Here is an 18,943-nt window from a genome sequence, read left to right on the forward strand (position 1 = left end):
CCTAAATATACTGTTATTACGCAATATTTCTTAAAATAATAATATTTAATCTGTGCGCAAAATACCGTTACGATCTCACACTATTTTATAGAATTCTGTATTCAGCGAAAAATTAACACCTAAAAAAAGCGACCCTTTTAAAGATCGCTTTCGTGGTTATATTAGTTTTTCATCTCTTTTTCAAAGAAATAAAATAATGTATTCATATTAGTCTGTTTGCATAAATAGAGATTTTTTAGTCTAAAACTATCGTGTCTGATTTAGTATCTCCAAGGTTAAAGGATATAGCTTTAACTTTTATTTTATTAGTGCCATTTAACGAATAATGTGCAGAAAATCTAAATGTTTGAGAGTAGTTATTTAATTCACTAAAATTTATAACTGTTGTTAAATTACTAAATACCGCTATTCCATCATTATCAGATGCAGCTTGAAAATCGGCAAATTGAGGATCATCTCCAATTACACTCCAGGTTGTTTCGTTATAAGCATAGATAACAATTCCTGAAACAGCTTCCCCATTAGAATCTGTTAAGGTAATTGCTGCAGTAGTAATTTTGTTCTCTGAAGCATTATCATCAGATGAACAGCTTGATAGTAAACTGATTGTGACTAATACAAGTAATAGTTTTTTCATTTTTGCAATATTTACTTTACAATTATTGAAGTAGTACGACTTTGTCCAGACTTAACTAAGAAAGTGGGATGCGTTATGCTTTCTAAACTAAAGCCATTAGAGGTTTTTAGAAATGCCTCAAAAAAGTAGGGGCCATTACCATTTTTTGCAATATAATCTTCTAAATCAAAACTTACATTACCCTCAGAATTGCTTGTTTTTTGAAATAGAATTTCCGGTAATTGTTGGTTTTCTTTTACTTCCCGATTAAACATCATAACGATATATCCACTTTGTGAAGCACTAGAACTGTTAATTACATTGAGATTTACGGTGGCTGTTGTACTACCAGAGGTAGATTCGTTAGTTGTAATTTCTGTTTCAGAGTCTTCTGTAGTACATGAGATTAAAGTTCCTGTGAATAGGAAAAGCATAAGCATTTTTTTCATTGTCTAAATTTTAAGCTTCAGTTTATAGTTACGGATTTTTTAAAAATTTTTAATCCGTGCGCAAAATACCGTTACGACCTCACACTATCTTACAGAAATCTGTATTCGGCGAAAAATAAACACAAAAAAAAGCGACCCTTTTAAAGATCGCTTTTGGCGTGAAATTAATTTTATCTCTTGTGCCGGGCTTTACAACTTATTGATAGTAATACGTTTTTTAGGCAATAACTTAATTCCAGATTTCATTAGATTTGGTTAAAATTATAGGCAGATTATCTGTAACAAGAATGGTATGCTCGTGCTGCGTTACATAGCCACCTTTATTACCTACGAGAGTCCAACCGTCATTTAGCTCGACAGCAACAGTAGATTTTGTCGAAATAAACGTTTCTATGGCTACTGTGGTATTTTTTTTAAAGCGCTCACGGTTACTTTTAACCCTGTAATTTAAAATGTTCTCAGGGGCTTCGTGTAAACTTCTACCCACACCGTGACCGGCGAGATTTTTAATTACTTTATATCCAGATTTTTTGGCTTCTGTTTCTATTAAATAACCAATTTCGGAAATTTTAACTCCGCCTTTAATGCTGCTTATTGCTTTGCTTAAAATAGTTTTAGAAGCATCTACAAGCGGTTGGTGCTTATGAATGTCTTTTCCGAGTATAAATGAACCTCCATTGTCAGACCAGAAGCCATCAAGTTCTGCAGAGACATCAATATTAATTAAATCTCCTTCTTTTAGTATTTTTTTTTCAGATGGGATACCGTGTGCTGCTTCTTTATTTACGCTAATACAGGTAAAACCCGGAAATCCATAGGTTTCAAAGGGTGCAGATTTTGCGCCATAACTTTGTAAAATACCACCTCCGTAGTTATCTAATTCTTTTGTAGACATACCTACTTTAGCGTATGCTCTCATTAGTTTTAGTGTAGAACCCACAACTTCACTAATTTTTTGCATTCCCCGTAATTCTGATTCTGTTGTTATTGACATAGGGTTTATTTATTTAGGATCAATACTAGCGCTAATAAATGAAATATTTTAATTTTTTAGGAAGCTGTTGCGAATTATTTGAGTTTTAAGTAAAGTAAAACTTGAAAAGGGAGGATTGTAAAATATTGAGAATGAGTATTAATTAAACGAATTACGGTATTCTAAAGGCGATAAATCTGTTTTATTTTTGAAAAGTCTATTAAATGATTGTGAGTGTTCAAAACCAAGTTGAAAAGCAATTTCGCTAATAGATTTAGATGTGGTCGCCAACTCTTCTTTTGCAGTTGAGATTAATTTAGAGTGAATATGTTGTTGTGTATTCTGTCCGGTGATGGTTCTCAACATATCACTCAAATAATTTGAAGAAACGTTCAACTCAAGTGCGATACTTTTAACTGTAGGTAGTTTTCCTTGTGTTTTCGTATCAAAATAGCTCGCTAGTTTAGTTTCAAAATTGGCAAGCAAATCATTACTTGCCATTTTTCGAGTTATAAACTGTCTACTGTAAAAACGATTGCAGTAATTGAGTAGTAGCTCAATATTTGAAATTATAACATCCTGACTATACAAATCAATTGTGGAGCTATACTCATCTCTAATATTCTGTACTAAATTTTCAATTATGCCTTCTTCTTTTTCAGATAGGTGTAAAGCCTCATTAACACTGTAAGAAAAGAAGCCATAACTTTTAATAGACTTTGATAAAGCCGTGTTTGCTAATAAATCTGGGTGAAACAGTAAAGACCAGCCGTTAGTATTTTGATCGCCTTTTTCATCAATTGTTAATACCTGGTTAGGCGCAAGAAATGATAGTGTTCCCTCGTCAAAATCATAATTACTTTTACCATATTTTAGTTGCCCTTGAAAACTTCGTTTAATCGTAATATTGTAGAAATTCAATACCATTTTCTGGTTATCTACATCGTTTAGTTCTCGTTCTTGAGAATGATCAATTAGTGTGATTAAGGTATTGGTGGGTTTAGGTAAACCTAAAACCCGATGCAGTTCGGTAATTGAATTTATGATTTTAGGACTGTTCTTTTGTTCCATAGCTATTAAATTACAACAAAAAATCACGACCGTTACTTCTGTCTGCGGTCATCACTTCAACCACATTTTTAGGATATTCAATGGGTAACGCACTTACTTCATCTAACATATTTAATTCATCTGTAGTAAAATCTACGGTTATCGCTTTTAGATTGTCTTGAAGTTGTGACATTTTTGTCGCACCTATAATACTACTTGTAACTACCGGTTGCTGTAGTAACCAGCCTAAAGCTAATTGAGCAACTGTAAAACCTTTTTGTTTTGCCATAGGAATAAGTACATCTATAACGTCAAATGCTCTTTCTTTATGAAAAGGTTCAAATGGGAAGTCGTTTAATCTACCTTTTTCATTGCTGCCATCTCTCTTGTATTTTCCTGTGAGAAGGCCGCCACTTAAAGGACTCCACACTAACAATCCAACTTTTTGATCCTGCAATAAAGGTATCATTTCGCGTTCTAAATCTCTGTTGTCTAGCGAATAGTTGGCTTGTAAAGAAGCAAATTTCTCTAAATTATTATGAGTGGAATGCCCTAAGGCTTTCATTAAATGCCAGGCCATAAAATTACTAGCACCTATATAACGCACCTTACCGCTACGTACTAAATCATCTAAGGCTCTTAAGGTTTCTTCAATAGGCGTTAATGGGTCTGATGTATGTAATTGATATAAATCTATATAATCTGTATTTAGTCTTTTGAGACTTTCATCTACCTGCTGAATAATATGTTTTCTAGATAAGCCTCTGTCGTTTTCTCCTGTTCCCATACTGCCTCTAACTTTGGTTGCAATAACAAGATCGTCCCGTTTGATAGAAAGATTTTTTATTGCTTTTCCAATCATTAGTTCTGAAAGTCCTTCAGAATAAATATTAGCAGTATCTATAAAATTTACTCCCGCATCAATTACAGTTTTTATCTGCTCATCTACTTCTTGCTGTCCTAAATCTCCCATATAGTTAAAAAAACCCTTTCCGCCATAATTCATTGTTCCTAGACAAAGCGTTGAGACTTTTAATCCTGTATTTCCTAAAATTTTGTAATTCATTAGTTCTAATTTTTGTTCTAGGCAAAGTTGACTAACGATCAGAAATCTAATGTAACCAGATTGGGGTTTGTTGTAACCAAAATGAAGAGTAGCGTTTAAGCTTTATGATGCGGAGGTGAGTTACTCACATTCCTGTTAAAATATCTTATAGTAGGAATGTGATTTTTATACAATTCAGGTACGTTTTCAATAAACGTGCTTTGAGTAGCATTATCTACTCTCTTTTTTCTTAAGATCTCGCATCGTAACTAACATAGCCATAATTAAAAAGAAATTTGAAAGTATACCGGCGAAAGATTTAATATCACTATTTTCAAAATCAAGCTCATAAATAGTGTAGATTATAAAAATGATATTTACTGCGATTATTAGGTATATAAAATAAAGTTTTTTCATTTTTAGTTTTGAATTTGGGATGTTTTTTACCTCAGTTTTTTGTTAACAACCTATTTCTCTTATTTCAATATTTTTTTCTAAATATAGCTATTTCTTGAAAAAAAACCTTTATGTCTTTTGCCAACAAGTCTGGCTGTTCCATTCCAGCAAAATGGCCACCAACCGGCATTTCGGTCCAATGCGTGATATTGAAACCTTTTTCGATATAGGAGCGTGGTGGCGTAGGCAGTTCTTTGGGGAATTTTGCGAATCCAACAGGAACATTTATAAAATCGTTTTCATCAAATTTTAAGGGATGTTTACTGTTTTCATTATACATTCTGATTGATGAATGAATAGTTTGAGTAATCCAATAGAGGGTTACGTTTGCGAGTAATTCATCTTTTGTAAACACAGAATAGATTTCTCCATTATTATCACTCCAAGAATTAAATTTTTCAATAATCCAGGCGCATAAACCTATAGGAGAATCATTTAATGCAAAAGCTATTGTTATGGGTTTTGTACTTTGTATGTAAGAATATGCAGCTTCTTTAGAAGCCCAATCTGATGCGTATTTCTGAAAAGCTACCACTTTATCTGTCAACTGCTCACCATCTTCTAAAAATGGTGTATAAGAGCCAGAAATGTAATTGAGGTGTAAACCAATTAGGTTTAGAGGATATTTTAAAGCGAGCCAGGAGCTAACTCCAGAACCAATATCTCCACCTTGTGCCCCATAGCGTTCATATCCTAATTCTAGCATTAACTTATGCCATAAATGAGCAACGAATTCTGAATTACAGCCTTCAACCAGACTTTTCCCGGAATATCCAAATCCAGTAATGGAAGGAATCACTAAATCAAAAGAAATTTCAGCTTCATTAGTCAGCAAAGGTATAAGCTTAAGCATTTCGATAAAGGAACCCGGCCAACCGTGAGTGATGATTAAGGGTATGTTTTTTTTTCCTTTTCCCTTAACGTGTATAAAGTGGATATCATAGCCATCTATGTTTGCAATGAAATTTGGGAAATAATTTATTTCAGCTTCTACTTTTCTCCAGTCGAATTTGTACAGCCAATAATTGGATAATTCTTTCATAAAAGAAAGGTTAGTTCCGTACATCCAGTTTGAGTCAGATATTTCGTCTGGCCAACGTGTATTTTTAATTCTATTCTTTAAATCGTCAAGAATTTCTTCGGAAATATTTGCTGAAAATGGTTTTATCATTATAGTTTTTTTGGCCAATCTAAATGAAAGTTAGCTGCGGTGTCGGCTACGCGTATTGGCGTTGTTTAATAACCTAAATTAGCAAATAAATCATAGATGAAAAGTCTTTAATGACTTTTGTAAATTGGCGAAACCAGCAATTAATTTTACACGATTTTGACAAAACCTCAATTAATTTAGGTTTTGTCTTTTACAACCAGAAATCCTTTGTTCTAGAGTTAGTGTCCAAACATTAATTGCTTTTCTATCAAGTTTGTTACTAGAATCAGGTTCTACTAATTCAATTTCAATGATACTTTCAGAGGCAATTTTGTAATCAGAATGTTCTATTAAATAACCATTTACAAAAATTGCGTTATTTTTTTCAATTCCGAAAAATTCGTTCAATTCAGATTGTTTTTTAAAAGGAGTTTTTTTCTTTAAACTCACAAAATAAATCCCGTTTGCAGTCAGGTTGAAAAACTTATGCTCTTTTCGATTTGGTTTGTCTTTCAAAAAGCTTATTTCTGCAATTAATTCTTTTGCTAGTTCTATAACACGTTCATTCGCAATAATGTCTTTTTCAATAATCACTGTAGGGCAATTACTTTCACTCACTGGTAATTTTACATAGCTATCCTGAGCATAGCTATTCAATAAAAAGAAACTGAAAATTATAGTTGTAATTATTCTTTTCATATGTGTCTTGTTATTGTTTACTAACGGTTCTGTATAAAAAAAGTAGGCGTGGGAAGCAAGAAACTTACAGTTAAGCATGAAGTTTAAAACAGCTATATGCCATTGCTAAATCTGGATTGTACTACGCTGAAAAATTATGTCTCTCTTCGTACTAAAGCCTAGGTCAAAAAGTTATAAATTAAACAGTTAAAATTTGTAGTTACAGATTTTTATAAAGCAAATTTAATATAGAAAAGAGTTTTTTTTTTACCTCAGTTCTTTGTTAGCAGCTAACTTTACTATCCATATAATATCAATTCCGCACAATTAATTCCTTTTGGTGAAATATGAACATTCCCATTTGATTTATTAAACTCAATCATTTTATCTTTATGAAGTTTCATAATCACCTTTTTAAACATAGATGTACTGCTATATTCGGTCCATTCTAATAATTCTTGAATTGTCGCAGAATTATCAATTTCATTATATAATAGGATTATAACTTTTTGCGAATAATTTAAGCCCTCTCTAATTACTCTACGACTACCATTCACATTCCAAATGTCTGGTAATATTTTCATATTTAAAGAGTCAATTATTAACTGGGCCTCTTCAATTGACAGATTGTGATACAATCTTATTAACTCGCAGACAATCCAATCAATTGATTTCATTATTGTACTAATATCAGTAGAGTTAGCCACAATATCGCCACCAATGTGACCAATTCCTCTTTTGTTTCTTAAGGTATAAATAAAAACTAAAGCTCTGGGAATAATTACTCTTATTGATTCATTTGCTTTAGAAGCAGGTTCTTGAGATAATTTGTTTATGGCAGTTGGGAAATTTGATATGTGTTTGTCAAAAGAAGTATACTTACCATTTATTTCGTTTTCTAAAAACCTGAAAATAATTTCACAAAACTTACCAGAAGATAGGCCGACAGCATCGAATTCTTGATTATAAAAAGATTTTACGTATCTTTTTTTTAATTCAATATATGTATCTATAATTTTATCCCTAAAATCGGAATTGATTCCAGAAAGAGCACTTTCAATTTTTTCTTGATTAAACGAAATATTCATAGTTGCCTGATTCGCCTTTTTCGCGTTTTAAAGTTTTATTACTAACTAGTTTCCCCATATGACCAGAAATGTCAGTGGTTTTGAAAGTAATAGCTTTTGTGTCTTTTATGTGAGTTACAATATCGCTTAAAGTACGATGTTGTTTAAAATAGCTTTCTTGTACTAAAGTCAACAAATATTCTTTTGAGCCTTTAGTAGATTTTTTTGATTCAGATGAATTATCAGAAGATTTTCGTCTTGTAGATTTTTGTTTACTTATTTTCACTAAGCCTTTTTCAATAGATGGGTTGACAACTTCTTTTAAAACTTCGATGGCAGTAGTTAAACCATTTGGTGTTAAAAAAATTAGTCCACCTGATTTTTGACCGATTTCTTCCGATTTTCCTATCCAGTTTCTAAAACTACCTGAATTCAGTTTGAATTGCTTCAATATATCTGTCAATGTTCCTCTTTTGATTTCTTCTGCTTTATGTAGGTATTTGTATCCTAGAAGTGTCAATAATGAGATTCTTTTTTCTTTGTCTAGATTGCTTATACTTTTAAAAGTCGAAGTTTGTACAATCAAGGATTCTCCATCAATTTTAAAAACACGTTTTAAGGCTTCATCAAATTCCGAATCTTCTATAAACTCTACATCTACAATATCTTCATCTTGATTAGAATTAAGATTTAAGTCCAAAATCGATGGTTTTTTAGTATTAGAAATAAATTTTCCTTTGTTTACATTTACTCCAACCATTCCACCAAAAGTTGCTACCAATTCTTGTCCTACATTATCTGAAAATGAAGCTTTAAATTTTTTGGTGTCTCCTTTTTGCTCAAATTCTATATGGTTTAGCTCTTTATTTTCGTTGGAAACATTTGTTATAGGTGTGCCACAAGCTATACAACCAATAGAATTTTCCTCAAGTGTTTCATTACAACTCTTGCATTTGACTTGAGTTAAACATTTAGGGCAAAAGAAAGCCTTTTCATTGATTGGCATTTCATTCTTGCAATTGTAACATTTTATCATATTGTTGTTTTTTAATTTGCTGCTAACGTTCTCGGATAAGTATTTGCATGGGTTTGTACTTAACTTTGCAGTACATACCAAGCTGAAAATCCGTGAGGATTTTCAGAAGGAGGCGAGAACAAGCAATTACTTATAGCCATTTTTGGGCACAGTTTTTTATTCTTCTATTTTAATAATCTTGGCGAATATTCTAATATTTTTTTACCAAACTCAATACTTATATCGATAGCCAATTCTTTTAATGTATCAGATGAAAATTCCTTATAATACTTTGCACTCGTTTTAAAATCAGAATCGTCCACACTAAATAATTCAAAAGCTTTGTTGTCATTTGTTTTTATGAATAAGTAGTAACCAATTTTCCATAAGTCTTGACTCTTTTTATGATTCAAGTGTAAATCATAAAACTGAAATGCTAACTCAGAATTTTCGTCACTTTCAGCATCATCAAAACAACCTGTTCCGCCTAAAGAATCAAAATCAGTTCTATATTCTTCAAACGAATCTAAATTCTCCTTTGAAGCCAATTCAGCAAGTCGCGGATATAAAGGTTCCAAAACTTCCTCGGTAAAATCTCCGTAATAATCATTTCTTAATTCAAAATGTCTATAATTTTTATGGAAACTCATTAAAAGGAAACCAATATCATCTAAGTCTAATTTTGAAGTATCTATATTATTAGAAATTTCTTTTATTAATTCATAACTCGGCTCTATTCTATGTCTTAACCAATGATTTTTTATTTCAAGAAAAAGACGTTCAAATCTATCGGCAGCAAAAAAGCGCTCAATTAAATCAGGAAATTGAACCAATCTTCCTTTTAATTCTTCTCCTTCTATTACAATGATTTTATATTGTTTAGTCAGCTTTATACTTTCAAGCCAAGTTCTAGAAGCAGTAGTAATGTAGGATGATACAAGTATTACTAAATAAGATGGTTGTTCTGCATCTGCCCAAGCCATTTTTGAATTTAAATGCTCTGGTGGCACACCACCACTTGTGTAATGTTTACATTCAAAAAACCATTTGGTTCGTTGACTAGCTATTGGATTATTGAAATCAAAATACCCTTCAATATCTCGTCCATTATCAGCTCCACCTTGACGCCATATGATTTGACTAAACCCGTATTTTAATAATAGCTCAAAACATAATCTCTCAAACTCATTTGGTGAGATTTTACTGAAGTCTATGTCGTCAGTTGAATATTTCATTTTTTAAATTGTGCCCAATTAGTTATATCAATCCTAAATATACTGTTATTACGCAATATTTCTTAAAATAATATTTTTTATTCCGTGTTCAAGATATTGCAATGATCCTAAAAGGTTTTACAGAATTCTGTACTCGCTAAAAAAACACACAAAAAAAGCGACCCTTTTTAAGGATCGCTTTTAAGGTTTTAGACAACCAGTGCTCTTCAGTCGTTCTCCACCAGATTATTTTGATTGCGAAAAACGAGTTCGTCATCAAAGGCATCCAGTAAAATAATACTGTCTGTGGTAATCTTGCCGCTTAAGATCTCTTTAGATAGTTTGTTAAGCACTTCTTTTTGAATCGTACGTTTAACCGGTCGCGCACCAAACTCGGGCTGAAAACCTTTAGTTGCCAGGTGTGCGATTGCTTCAGTCGTAGCATCTAAAGTAATACCCTGTTTGTTGAGCATTTTAGTGACTCCTTTAAGCTGTAAACTCACAACTTTCTCGATATCTTTTCGCGTAAGCGGGGCAAACATCACAATGTCGTCTATACGGTTTATAAACTCTGGGCGTATGGTTTGTTTGAGTAAGCCCAACACTTCAACTTTTGCACCTTCCATCGCGGTCTCGGCATCTTTTATGGCTTCAAATTTTTCCTGTATAATATGACTTCCCATATTTGAGGTCATAATGATAATGGTATTTTTAAAGTCTGCAAGACGCCCTTTATTATCGGTTAAGCGCCCTTCATCAAGCACCTGTAATAAAATATTAAACGTATCTGGGTGTGCTTTTTCAATCTCGTCTAGTAAAATCACACTATAGGGTTTGCGACGTACGGCTTCGGTTAACTGCCCGCCTTCATCATAACCCACGTATCCCGGAGGTGCACCCACAAGCCGACTCACACTGTGACGCTCCTGATATTCACTCATATCTATGCGGGTGAGGTTATTCTCATCGTCAAACAGATACTCAGCCAGTGCTTTTGCAAGTTCGGTTTTACCTACACCGGTAGTCCCCAGAAATAAAAACGAACCTATAGGGCGTTTTTGATCTTGCAGCCCGGCCCGGCTTCTGCGTACCGCATCACTTACCGCAATTATTGCTTCCTGTTGTCCCACCACACGTTTGTGCAGTTCGCCTTCAAGATGCAGCAATTTCTCGCGCTCACTTTGCAGCATTTTAGTCACGGGTATACCGGTCCATTTTGCAACCACCTCGGCGATATCTTCGCTGGTAACCTCTTCTTTAATCAGCGTGTTTTCTCCCTGGTTTGCCAGTGCTACCTGTAATTTCTCAAGCTCTTCCTGAGCTTCTTTTATCTTTCCGTAGCGCAATTCTGCAACAAGACCATAGTTACCTTCTCGTTCTGCGCGTTCTGCTTCCAGCTTAAAGTTTTCAATATCCTGCTTTGCATTCTGAATATTGTCAACCACTTCTTTTTCGCTTTTCCACTTGGCATTAACCTCGTTGCGCTCTTCTTTAATATTTGCTAAATCTGCATGCAGGGATTTTAATTTACTCTCGTCTTTCTCGCGTTTAATGGCCTCAATTTCGATCTCGAGTTGCATTATTTTACGATCCAGAACATCAAGCTCTTCGGGTTTGGAGTTGATTTCCATACGCATTTTTGAAGCCGCTTCATCCATAAGGTCAATCGCCTTATCGGGTAAAAAACGGTTTGTGATATAGCGTTGTGAAAGCTCTACAGCTGCGATAATTGCATTATCTTTTATACGCACTTTGTGGTGCGTCTCGTACTTTTCTTTAATTCCACGAAGGATTGAAATTGCAGATTCGGTATCGGGTTCAAATACATTTACCTTCTGAAAACGTCGCTCTAGGGCTTTGTCTTTTTCAAAATACTTCTGATACTCATCTAAGGTTGTTGCGCCTATTGCACGCAGTTCGCCACGTGCAAGAGCAGGCTTTAAAATGTTTGCAGCATCCATCGCTCCCTGACCGCCACCGGCGCCCACGAGGGTGTGAATCTCATCTATAAAGAGGACGATATCGCCAGCACTTTCAGTTACTTCTTTGATAACCGCTTTAAGGCGTTCTTCAAACTCACCTTTGTATTTTGCACCGGCAATTAAAGCACCCATATCTAGCGCCCAGATTTGCTTTTCCTGAAGATTTTCGGGTACATCACCGTCTATAATACGATGGGCAAGACCTTCTGCAATTGCGGTTTTACCCGTACCGGGTTCTCCTACCAGAATCGGGTTGTTCTTCGTTCTACGCGATAGAATTTGTAAAATTCTACGAATTTCTTCATCACGACCTATCACGGGATCGAGCTTGCCATCACGGGCAAGTTGGTTTAAGTTTTTGGCGTATTTGCTCAGCGAGTTATAAGTTTCTTCTGCACTTTGTGAAGTAACACGCTCTCCTTTGCGCAATTCTTCAATAGCAGCTTTCAGGTGTTTTTCGGTAACGCCCTGGTCTTTTAAAATCTGACCTATTTTACTGCTCGATTTAAAAATGGCGAGTATAAGATGTTCTAGAGAAACATACTCATCGGTCATTTTTTTAGCGATGTTTCCGGCTTCAGTTACAGTTTTAGCAGCCTCACGTGAAAGCATAAGCTCGCCGCCACTTACTTTAGGAAAACTGTTAAGCGTACTTTCTAAAATTTGTTTAAGCAGATTAATATTTACATCTAATTTTTGAAGTAAAAAGGGAGTAACATTCTCATCAACTTCAAGAATCGCTTTAAAAATATGCTCGTTCTCAATTTGCTGATGCCCATAGCCTTGAGCAAGCGCCTGGGCTTGCTGTACAGCTTCCTGAGATTTTGTTGTAAAATTATTAAAGTTCATTTCTTCTATTTTTTAGGCCCATTAAATGGGATTTGATGTTTGTTTCAATGCACCTTATAGATTTTAAGATTTGATCAGATTCTTAAATTTTAAGTGCTTTTGTAGATGCTATGGCAATTTATATACCAGTTATAAAACCAGTCATAATGGCAGTTAAGCCTTGTTTTTACGCTGTCTTTTTGTCGGTTTGGTTGTTTGGTTTTCCTTAATAGAAAATACCGGTATCTTTCCTTAAATTTACGCCACGCTATGGAAAGCAGGCGTTAATAAAATTAAAAGATAAACGACGATGGGTTTTTTTGATAAGTTTAAAAGTGCGAGCGATATCGCAAAAGAAGAAATAAAAGAGGTGAAGTGGATACAGCTAGAGCGTCTTGAACAACTTGACGAGATTGTAGAGATTTCTAAAGCGGTGCCGGTTTTAATTTTTAAACACAGTACTACTTGTGGTATTAGCCGTATGGCATTACGCGGATTTGAGAAGAACTACGATTACGATAAAAAAGAGATTGAACCTTATTTTTTAGACCTTAAGCAATACCGTGATATCAGCGCAGCAATTGCTACAAAATTCAACGTACGTCATGAGAGTCCGCAAGTGTTATTGATTAAAAACGGAGCAGCGGTTTATAATACCTCACACAGCGATATAGATGCTTCAGTATTGAAGCAAAAGATTTAATTGTACTTCGATTACAAGCAAAAACCCGAAGCAGCGCTCCGGGTTTTTTTATACCTATTTGTTTTAAAATGGCTGTATTGTTTAAAGAAGGCTAATTCAAATAAACAAAAAACAGATTATTTCTTTAAATAGGTAAGTACTATTAAAGTAAGTACGCATGTTTTTTAGAACATGCCGCCGCCTTCAACTTCATTGTTTTCTCTGTTTTTTCGGCGTTTTGCGCGGTATTTACTATCGCCAAAACGGTAGTTAAAGCCTGCGTAAACCGTGTTGCTTTCCCAGTTAAATTGCCCTTGTATGAGGTAGGGGTTAGTCCCGGTAAATCGCGCTTTCATCGTATTAAATATGTCATTATAGTTTAAACTAATCGTGCCTTTACCCTCAAAAATGGAATAACGAGCACCTATATTAGTCATAAACATCGATTTGTTTTCAAACTGAATTCCTTTATTAGGGCCTCTAAACATCGCAAAAGCGGTGAACGTTAGTTTTTTTGTCGCTGTAAAGTTGTTGATCACTCGTGCGTTGTACACCGTATTTTCAACTTCAATACGGGTTTGGGTAATATCAGATGCCGTAGGATTTTCAATAGCCGGGTCTAGCGACTCGGTAATACCGGTTTGTGTTTGATTGAATAAATCGAAACTCGCATTAATGCTCCACCAGTCTAGCGGTTTGTAGTTGCTGCTCAATTCAAAACCATAGGCAGTAGTGGAGTCAAAATTATCGTTGGTCAACACGATACGATCCAGATTAAAGCGATCTACAAATACAGCTTGATTGATCTCATCTTCAATAATGCGGTAAAAAACTCCGGCTGTAATACTTCCTTTCTCAAGGGTTCGTGTGTAGTTGGTTTCTAACGAATTTGTAAACTGCGGTCTCAGATCTACATTCCCAAATTGGGTTATTAAGGGCGAACTCCATTCGCGTATGGGATTAACCTGACCTACGCCCGGACGATCTATACGACGGCTGTAACTTACCTGATACTGGTTTTTTTCTGAAGGATTAAAGGTTACGTAAGCTGATGGGTATAGTTCAAAATAATCGTTTGTAAACGCACGTACCGCATTAGTGTCTGCAGCGACATGCACCTGCTCAGCACGTAAACCAGCCTGATACGACCATTTTTCATATTTTTTTCCGTAGGTCACGTAAGCTGAATAAATATCCCGACTGTAATCAAATTGCGTATCTGGTGTGGGAATCAGATTGCCACTTGCATTAAACGACTGCCCGGTACTGCTGTAGGCAATATCTGTATTAAATAAAATAGCCTGAACACCCAACTCTAGCTTTTCACTTTCAGAAAGCGGATTCACATAATCTAAATTCAAAGTAGTACGGTCTCTTTTTGTAGCTACAAAATCTTCATAGTCGGCAAGGGGAGTGGTTCCTGTAAAGTCAAAAAACGTATCCTCATCTGCATCAAAGGTGTTGTAATCTGCTTCAAACTCTATATTATGACCTTCTTTTTCAAAATCAAGTTTATAATCGAGGTTGTATTGCTGCGAGTAGTTGCTCATATCTGCGCCAAAATCCTGCATCAGGTTGCGTGTCGTATCATTTGCGTAGATGATATCTATGTTACCGCCGGGCATTCCGTTAAAGCTGTTTTGAGAGGTAAAAACAGAGAGGGTATTTTTATCATTTAAATACACATCTAAGCCCAATTTAAGCAGGTGTGATTTTTGGTCATTAAGCATATCAAAATACTGGGTAGAGTTATCGCCTTCGCGAAAAATCGTCCCATAATTAGCATTCTTAGAAAGGTTATTACTGTAGTTTGAATACAGATTGAATTTGCCGTTGCGGTAATTGAGATTTAAACCACTGTTAAATTGGGCATTTTTCTCATAGGAAAGTCCTGCACTTACATCCCCGTTAAATCCTATGTTTACATTTTTGTGCAGTACGATATTGATGATTCCGCTCATTCCGTCAGGATTGTATTTTGCTGAAGGATTTGTGATTAATTCAATCTTCTTGATAGAGCTCGACGGAAGCTGTTTAAGCAATTGATCTGCCGGAATGTTAGAAAGCTTACCATCTACCATTACCTGTACGTTGCTGTTTCCGCGTAGCGTAAGTGCACCAGATTGCTGATCAAGATTTACAGACGGAATATTATTCATTATATCTGCCGCGCTTGCTCCTGCAGTGGTCAAATCTTTACCCACATTGATGACTTTTCGGTCTATTTGCTGCTCTATAGTGGTGCGCTCTGCAACGATGTTTACCGCATCGAGTTCTGCAGGGACAGCACTCAGTTTAATTGTGCCAAAATCACTCTGGCGGTGCTCACGGTCTATTACCAGATCGCGCTGGGTGCTTTCATACCCTATAAACTGAATTTTAAGCGTGTAGATACCTTCAGGGATTTTTGAAATTTCAAAAGCACCGTCGTCATTTGTAATACCGCCGGTAACCACATCGCCGGCATTTCTACTTATTACAACGGTTGCGTAGGGTATGGGTTGATTGAGGTCTGCGTCTAGTACCACACCACGCACGCTACCGGTAATTACCTCAGGAGGTTTAGGTTGCGCAAAAGAGAAAGTGGTAAAACTTGATAATAGTAGGCATAGTAGCCAATAGCTAGGTTTCATAGTGTTCGATTTTGATTGATGTTTTAAATAATACTTTGCATAACATACTAGTTAAAACAAAGTACTCCGTGATTAGCGGATATATAATAGACGAACGTGTTTAAAATCTGTTACACTTAAAATCAATTTATTTTAAAAAAAGAAAACCCGGGATCGCTAAATCCCGGGTTTTCAAGTTTGAATGTTAGAAACTAACACTAACCATCAAAATAATTAATAAGCATTCAAACTTAGAAGTCGACTTCTATATCTATAGACCGTTAGAGATAAGTATTGTTACAGAAGAAGTAATCATTTAACTTTGATTTATGATAACAAAAAAAACACTAGTACTGGGAGCATCACTTAAACCCATACGATATTCATTTATGGCAATTAACCGTCTGGTGCAGAAAAAGCATCCTGTAGTAGCTTTGGGCTTACGTGCAGGTGAGGTTGCCGGTGTATCTGTAGATACGGGGTTTCCTGATTACGATGCTGTAGATACGGTGACTTTATATCTTAATGCTATAAATCAAAAGCCGTATTATGAGTATCTCATCAACTTAAAACCAAGGCGTATCATTTTTAATCCCGGCACCGAAAATCCGGAATTTTACAGTCTTTTAGAACAGGCAAATATTGAGATCGACAATGCGTGTACTTTAGTTCTTTTGAGTACGAATACTTACTAAACCTATAAAGGTTAATAGTCCGTTGAGGATAAGTATAAAGAAGCCAAATTCAAAATCAAGATACTTCAGCGTTAGTTCGCTAATTATATAAGCGAGAATAGGAGCAGCAATGCAAACTACGGGCACAATCTTATCTTTTACATTCCATTTTGTAAATAATCCGAAAGCATACAAACCCAGTAAAGGGCCATAAGTGTAGCCTGCAAAAACAAAGAGTTTAGCAATCACACTCTCATCTGCGATAATATATTTAAAACCTATAATCACCAGGATTATTAATAGGGAAGCAGCAATATGTATTTTTTTACGAATGGCGACTTGCTTCGCGGCTGTGTATTTTTTTTCAATCTCTAGAATATCTATACTAAAGGAAGTCGTAAGTGCTGTTAAAGCACTGTCTGCACTGGAGTAAGCAGCAGCGATAAGTCCTAAAATAAAGCAAATCGCGATACCAAAACCTAATCCAGACTGGGTTGCGATAAACGGAAATAAATCATCTTTAGAAGCTTCAATCCCGTTATTTCGAGCATAAATAGTAAGTAAAACACCCAAAGCCAAAAAGATGAGATTTACAATCGTAAGTACGATGGTAAACCAAAACATATTTTTTTGAGCATCTTTTAGGGTTCTGCAGGTGAGGTTTTTTTGCATCATATCCTGGTCAAGACCGGTCATTACAATAGCGATAAACGCACCACTTATAAATTGTTTAAAGAAAAAGTCTTTACTCTTCCAATCCTCAAAAAAGAACATTTTAGACATATCACTTTCTGCGATAAAATTGAAAAAAGACCCCGGAGTCAACCCTAAATCTGAAGATAAGAAATATATGGCAACACCTAGTGCGGTTAGCATAAAGAGGGTTTGCAGCGTATCTGTCCACACAATAGTTTTTATCCCACTTTTAAAGGTGTACAGCCAGATTAGTAAAATAGTAATGGTAACGGTCACCCAAAAGGGTACATTCATACTGTCAAAAACCAGCAGTTGTAAAACATTTGCTACCAGATATAATCTAAAACTAGCGCCTACAACGCGGCTTAATAAAAAGAAAGAAGCACCTGTTTTATAGGAGTTGATTCCAAATCTTCCCCCTAAATAGGCATAAATGGAGGTGAGGTTGAGTTTATAGTACAGCGGCAGCAATACTAAACCTATTACGGCATAACCTAAGGTGTAGCCTAAAACTACCTGAAAGTAGCTAAACTGTGAGGCTTCTACCCAGCCCGGAACCGATATAAACGTAACGCCAGATAGCGAAGCGCCTATCATCCCAAAGGCTACTAAATACCACGGAGACTGCTTGCTGGCTTTAAAAAAATCTTCGTTAGAACCTCCTTTTCCTGTAAAATAGGAAACCAGCATAAGCGTAATAAAATAGCCTGCAATAAGTAGAAGTATGGTGGTGGGTTGCATAAATTGGATGTAAAAATTGGAGCTGTAAATTTGCAAAACGAATATAAGGTATAAAACTTCAATTGGCATAATCTGAAAAATTTACAAAGTAAACTTACCTTTGCGCAAAATAAGGACATTCCTGAGCCTGATTTTTCTCAATTAAATACAAATTCAGGTATCTAAATACGCTGCGTTTTATTGCGGATTTATTGAAAAATAACACATTAATTTTATGGAACTTCCCAAGTTTATACTAGGTGATAACACAGATTATCCCGATTCAATTTTTGTCATTCACACAGACTTCCCACGTTTTGTCATAGACTTAAAAACAGACGATGTAGAATGGTTTGAAGATTTCGACGAGAATGATGAAGATGAACTTTCTTCTGAAGCCGAAGGATTAATTCTTAAAGCGACCGAGTTTTACGACAGAGAGGTAGCGCGTTACGAAGAAGATTAAATGAACGAATTACAGCAACTGGATCACGAGGTTTATATTTTTCTCAACAATTTGGGAACAGAGACGTGGGATCCTTTCTGGCTTTTTATTACCAATAAATGGTATAGCATACCGCTTTACGTATTTCTACTGGTACTGATTTATAAGAAATTTGGTATTAAAGGGACGCTGTATACTCTGGTCACCGTTGCGCTTTTAATTACTGCTACAGACCAACTGGCAAATGTATTTAAACACGGTTTTGAGCGTTTGCGACCTTGCCGGCAGGAAGGAGTAATGGAGCAGGCACGTTTTATAGCAGTTAGATGCGGGAGTTTTGGATATTTTTCTGCACATGCAGCAAGCTCAATGGGTCTGGCGGTATTTGTGGGACTTTTACTTAAAACACACTATAAATGGGTGTTTCCCGTATTATTTACCTGGGCGTTACTAGTAGGCTATAGCCGTATTTATGTAGGCGTTCATTATCCCGGAGATGTTTTAACCGGGATGTTAATAGGTGGTGTGATAGGTTTAATTATGTTCTATCTCCACCGTTTTGGCTTTGCCAAAATTTTTAAAGATAATTAG

18 protein-coding genes are annotated in these 18,943 nt (G+C 35.4%); 4 read left to right on the forward strand and 14 right to left on the reverse strand.

Features of this window, described 5'->3' with window-relative positions; translation table 11 throughout:
- Positions 1-235 precede the first annotated feature (235 nt).
- The 12 genes from ACIGAM_RS09620 to clpB form a co-directional block, all read right to left on the reverse strand.
- Complete coding sequence (locus tag ACIGAM_RS09620) at positions 236-637, reverse strand: hypothetical protein (protein ID WP_396511243.1); 402 nt, start codon at positions 635-637, stop codon at positions 236-238.
- Between the two features lie 11 nt (positions 638-648).
- Complete coding sequence (locus tag ACIGAM_RS09625; protein WP_396511244.1) at positions 649-1,065, reverse strand: hypothetical protein; 417 nt, start codon at positions 1,063-1,065, stop codon at positions 649-651.
- Between the two features lie 229 nt (positions 1,066-1,294).
- A complete protein-coding gene (gene map, locus ACIGAM_RS09630; protein ID WP_396511245.1) occupies positions 1,295-2,059 on the reverse strand; it encodes a type I methionyl aminopeptidase in 765 nt (254 codons plus the stop codon).
- Positions 2,060-2,197: 138 nt separating this feature from the next.
- Positions 2,198-3,109 carry a helix-turn-helix domain-containing protein gene (locus ACIGAM_RS09635; protein WP_396511246.1) on the reverse strand — a complete coding sequence of 304 codons (912 nt, stop codon included), beginning with the start codon at positions 3,107-3,109 and terminating at the stop codon, positions 2,198-2,200.
- A gap of 10 nt (positions 3,110-3,119) precedes the next feature.
- Complete coding sequence (locus ACIGAM_RS09640) at positions 3,120-4,154, reverse strand: aldo/keto reductase (protein ID WP_396511247.1); 1,035 nt, start codon at positions 4,152-4,154, stop codon at positions 3,120-3,122.
- 210 nt (positions 4,155-4,364) lie between these two features.
- A complete protein-coding gene (locus tag ACIGAM_RS09645) occupies positions 4,365-4,550 on the reverse strand; it encodes a hypothetical protein (protein ID WP_396511248.1) in 186 nt (61 codons plus the stop codon).
- A gap of 64 nt (positions 4,551-4,614) precedes the next feature.
- Complete coding sequence (locus ACIGAM_RS09650) at positions 4,615-5,760, reverse strand: epoxide hydrolase family protein (protein WP_396511249.1); 1,146 nt, start codon at positions 5,758-5,760, stop codon at positions 4,615-4,617.
- A 171-nt stretch (positions 5,761-5,931) separates the two neighbouring features.
- Positions 5,932-6,438: a hypothetical protein gene (locus ACIGAM_RS09655; protein ID WP_396511250.1), complete on the reverse strand. Its 507-nt coding sequence runs from the start codon at positions 6,436-6,438 to the stop codon at positions 5,932-5,934.
- 278 nt (positions 6,439-6,716) lie between these two features.
- Entirely contained in the window at positions 6,717-7,505 is a 789-nt protein-coding gene (locus ACIGAM_RS09660) for a hypothetical protein (RefSeq protein WP_396511251.1), read from the reverse strand.
- Positions 7,489-8,490 (reverse strand): hypothetical protein, encoded by a 1,002-nt coding sequence (locus tag ACIGAM_RS09665; protein WP_396511252.1) that lies wholly within the window; start codon positions 8,488-8,490, stop codon positions 7,489-7,491. The genes ACIGAM_RS09660 and ACIGAM_RS09665 overlap by 17 nt, the downstream gene beginning before the upstream one ends.
- Positions 8,491-8,684: 194 nt before the next feature.
- Positions 8,685-9,734 carry a restriction endonuclease gene (locus ACIGAM_RS09670; RefSeq protein ID WP_396511253.1) on the reverse strand — a complete coding sequence of 350 codons (1,050 nt, stop codon included), beginning with the start codon at positions 9,732-9,734 and terminating at the stop codon, positions 8,685-8,687.
- 206 nt (positions 9,735-9,940) lie between these two features.
- Complete coding sequence (gene clpB / locus ACIGAM_RS09675; protein WP_396511254.1) at positions 9,941-12,544, reverse strand: ATP-dependent chaperone ClpB; 2,604 nt, start codon at positions 12,542-12,544, stop codon at positions 9,941-9,943.
- A gap of 289 nt (positions 12,545-12,833) precedes the next feature.
- On the opposite strand from clpB, the gene ytxJ reads away from it, so the two are divergent.
- A complete protein-coding gene (ytxJ, locus tag ACIGAM_RS09680; protein ID WP_396511255.1) occupies positions 12,834-13,226 on the forward strand; it encodes a bacillithiol system redox-active protein YtxJ in 393 nt (130 codons plus the stop codon).
- A 164-nt stretch (positions 13,227-13,390) separates the two neighbouring features.
- Here ytxJ and ACIGAM_RS09685 read toward each other — a convergent pair whose 3' ends face one another.
- The gene (locus ACIGAM_RS09685; RefSeq protein ID WP_396511256.1) at positions 13,391-15,838 is read right to left on the reverse strand and encodes a TonB-dependent receptor domain-containing protein; all 2,448 of its coding nucleotides are present in this window, start codon (positions 15,836-15,838) and stop codon (positions 13,391-13,393) included.
- Between the two features lie 308 nt (positions 15,839-16,146).
- On the opposite strand from ACIGAM_RS09685, the gene ACIGAM_RS09690 reads away from it, so the two are divergent.
- Entirely contained in the window at positions 16,147-16,512 is a 366-nt protein-coding gene (locus tag ACIGAM_RS09690) for a CoA-binding protein (RefSeq protein ID WP_396511257.1), read from the forward strand.
- Here ACIGAM_RS09690 and ACIGAM_RS09695 read toward each other — a convergent pair.
- Positions 16,483-17,928, reverse strand: a complete 1,446-nt coding sequence (locus tag ACIGAM_RS09695; RefSeq protein ID WP_396511258.1) for a sodium:solute symporter — start codon at positions 17,926-17,928, stop codon at positions 16,483-16,485. The two genes, ACIGAM_RS09690 and ACIGAM_RS09695, sit on opposite strands and share 30 nt — an antisense overlap.
- Before the next feature lie 214 nt (positions 17,929-18,142).
- On the opposite strand from ACIGAM_RS09695, the gene ACIGAM_RS09700 reads away from it, so the two are divergent.
- Together ACIGAM_RS09700 and ACIGAM_RS09705 are read left to right on the forward strand one after the other, a co-directional pair.
- Complete coding sequence (locus ACIGAM_RS09700) at positions 18,143-18,373, forward strand: hypothetical protein (protein WP_396511259.1); 231 nt, start codon at positions 18,143-18,145, stop codon at positions 18,371-18,373.
- Positions 18,374-18,943: a phosphatase PAP2 family protein gene (locus tag ACIGAM_RS09705; RefSeq protein WP_396511260.1), complete on the forward strand. Its 570-nt coding sequence runs from the start codon at positions 18,374-18,376 to the stop codon at positions 18,941-18,943. It abuts the gene before it with no gap.

The sequence above is a fragment of the Leeuwenhoekiella sp. NPDC079379 genome, from assembly GCF_044542075.1.
Taxonomy (GTDB): domain Bacteria; phylum Bacteroidota; class Bacteroidia; order Flavobacteriales; family Flavobacteriaceae; genus Leeuwenhoekiella.

What these genes read in the sequence shown, in the direction of transcription:
- ACIGAM_RS09620 (WP_396511243.1), bottom strand. Translation starts at nt 637, where the DNA reads ATGAAAAAACTATTACTTGTATTAGTCACAATCAGTTTACTATCAAGC.
- ACIGAM_RS09625 (WP_396511244.1), bottom strand. Translation starts at nt 1,065, where the DNA reads ATGAAAAAAATGCTTATGCTTTTCCTATTCACAGGAACTTTAATCTCA.
- map (WP_396511245.1), bottom strand. Translation starts at nt 2,059, where the DNA reads ATGTCAATAACAACAGAATCAGAATTACGGGGAATGCAAAAAATTAGT.
- ACIGAM_RS09635 (WP_396511246.1), bottom strand. Translation starts at nt 3,109, where the DNA reads ATGGAACAAAAGAACAGTCCTAAAATCATAAATTCAATTACCGAACTG.
- ACIGAM_RS09640 (WP_396511247.1), bottom strand. Translation starts at nt 4,154, where the DNA reads ATGAATTACAAAATTTTAGGAAATACAGGATTAAAAGTCTCAACGCTT.
- ACIGAM_RS09645 (WP_396511248.1), bottom strand. Translation starts at nt 4,550, where the DNA reads ATGAAAAAACTTTATTTTATATACCTAATAATCGCAGTAAATATCATT.
- ACIGAM_RS09650 (WP_396511249.1), bottom strand. Translation starts at nt 5,760, where the DNA reads ATGATAAAACCATTTTCAGCAAATATTTCCGAAGAAATTCTTGACGAT.
- ACIGAM_RS09655 (WP_396511250.1), bottom strand. Translation starts at nt 6,438, where the DNA reads ATGAAAAGAATAATTACAACTATAATTTTCAGTTTCTTTTTATTGAAT.
- ACIGAM_RS09660 (WP_396511251.1), bottom strand. Translation starts at nt 7,505, where the DNA reads ATGAATATTTCGTTTAATCAAGAAAAAATTGAAAGTGCTCTTTCTGGA.
- ACIGAM_RS09665 (WP_396511252.1), bottom strand. Translation starts at nt 8,490, where the DNA reads ATGCCAATCAATGAAAAGGCTTTCTTTTGCCCTAAATGTTTAACTCAA.
- ACIGAM_RS09670 (WP_396511253.1), bottom strand. Translation starts at nt 9,734, where the DNA reads ATGAAATATTCAACTGACGACATAGACTTCAGTAAAATCTCACCAAAT.
- clpB (WP_396511254.1), bottom strand. Translation starts at nt 12,544, where the DNA reads ATGAACTTTAATAATTTTACAACAAAATCTCAGGAAGCTGTACAGCAA.
- ytxJ (WP_396511255.1), top strand. Translation starts at nt 12,834, where the DNA reads ATGGGTTTTTTTGATAAGTTTAAAAGTGCGAGCGATATCGCAAAAGAA.
- ACIGAM_RS09685 (WP_396511256.1), bottom strand. Translation starts at nt 15,838, where the DNA reads ATGAAACCTAGCTATTGGCTACTATGCCTACTATTATCAAGTTTTACC.
- ACIGAM_RS09690 (WP_396511257.1), top strand. Translation starts at nt 16,147, where the DNA reads ATGATAACAAAAAAAACACTAGTACTGGGAGCATCACTTAAACCCATA.
- ACIGAM_RS09695 (WP_396511258.1), bottom strand. Translation starts at nt 17,928, where the DNA reads ATGCAACCCACCACCATACTTCTACTTATTGCAGGCTATTTTATTACG.
- ACIGAM_RS09700 (WP_396511259.1), top strand. Translation starts at nt 18,143, where the DNA reads ATGGAACTTCCCAAGTTTATACTAGGTGATAACACAGATTATCCCGAT.
- ACIGAM_RS09705 (WP_396511260.1), top strand. Translation starts at nt 18,374, where the DNA reads ATGAACGAATTACAGCAACTGGATCACGAGGTTTATATTTTTCTCAAC.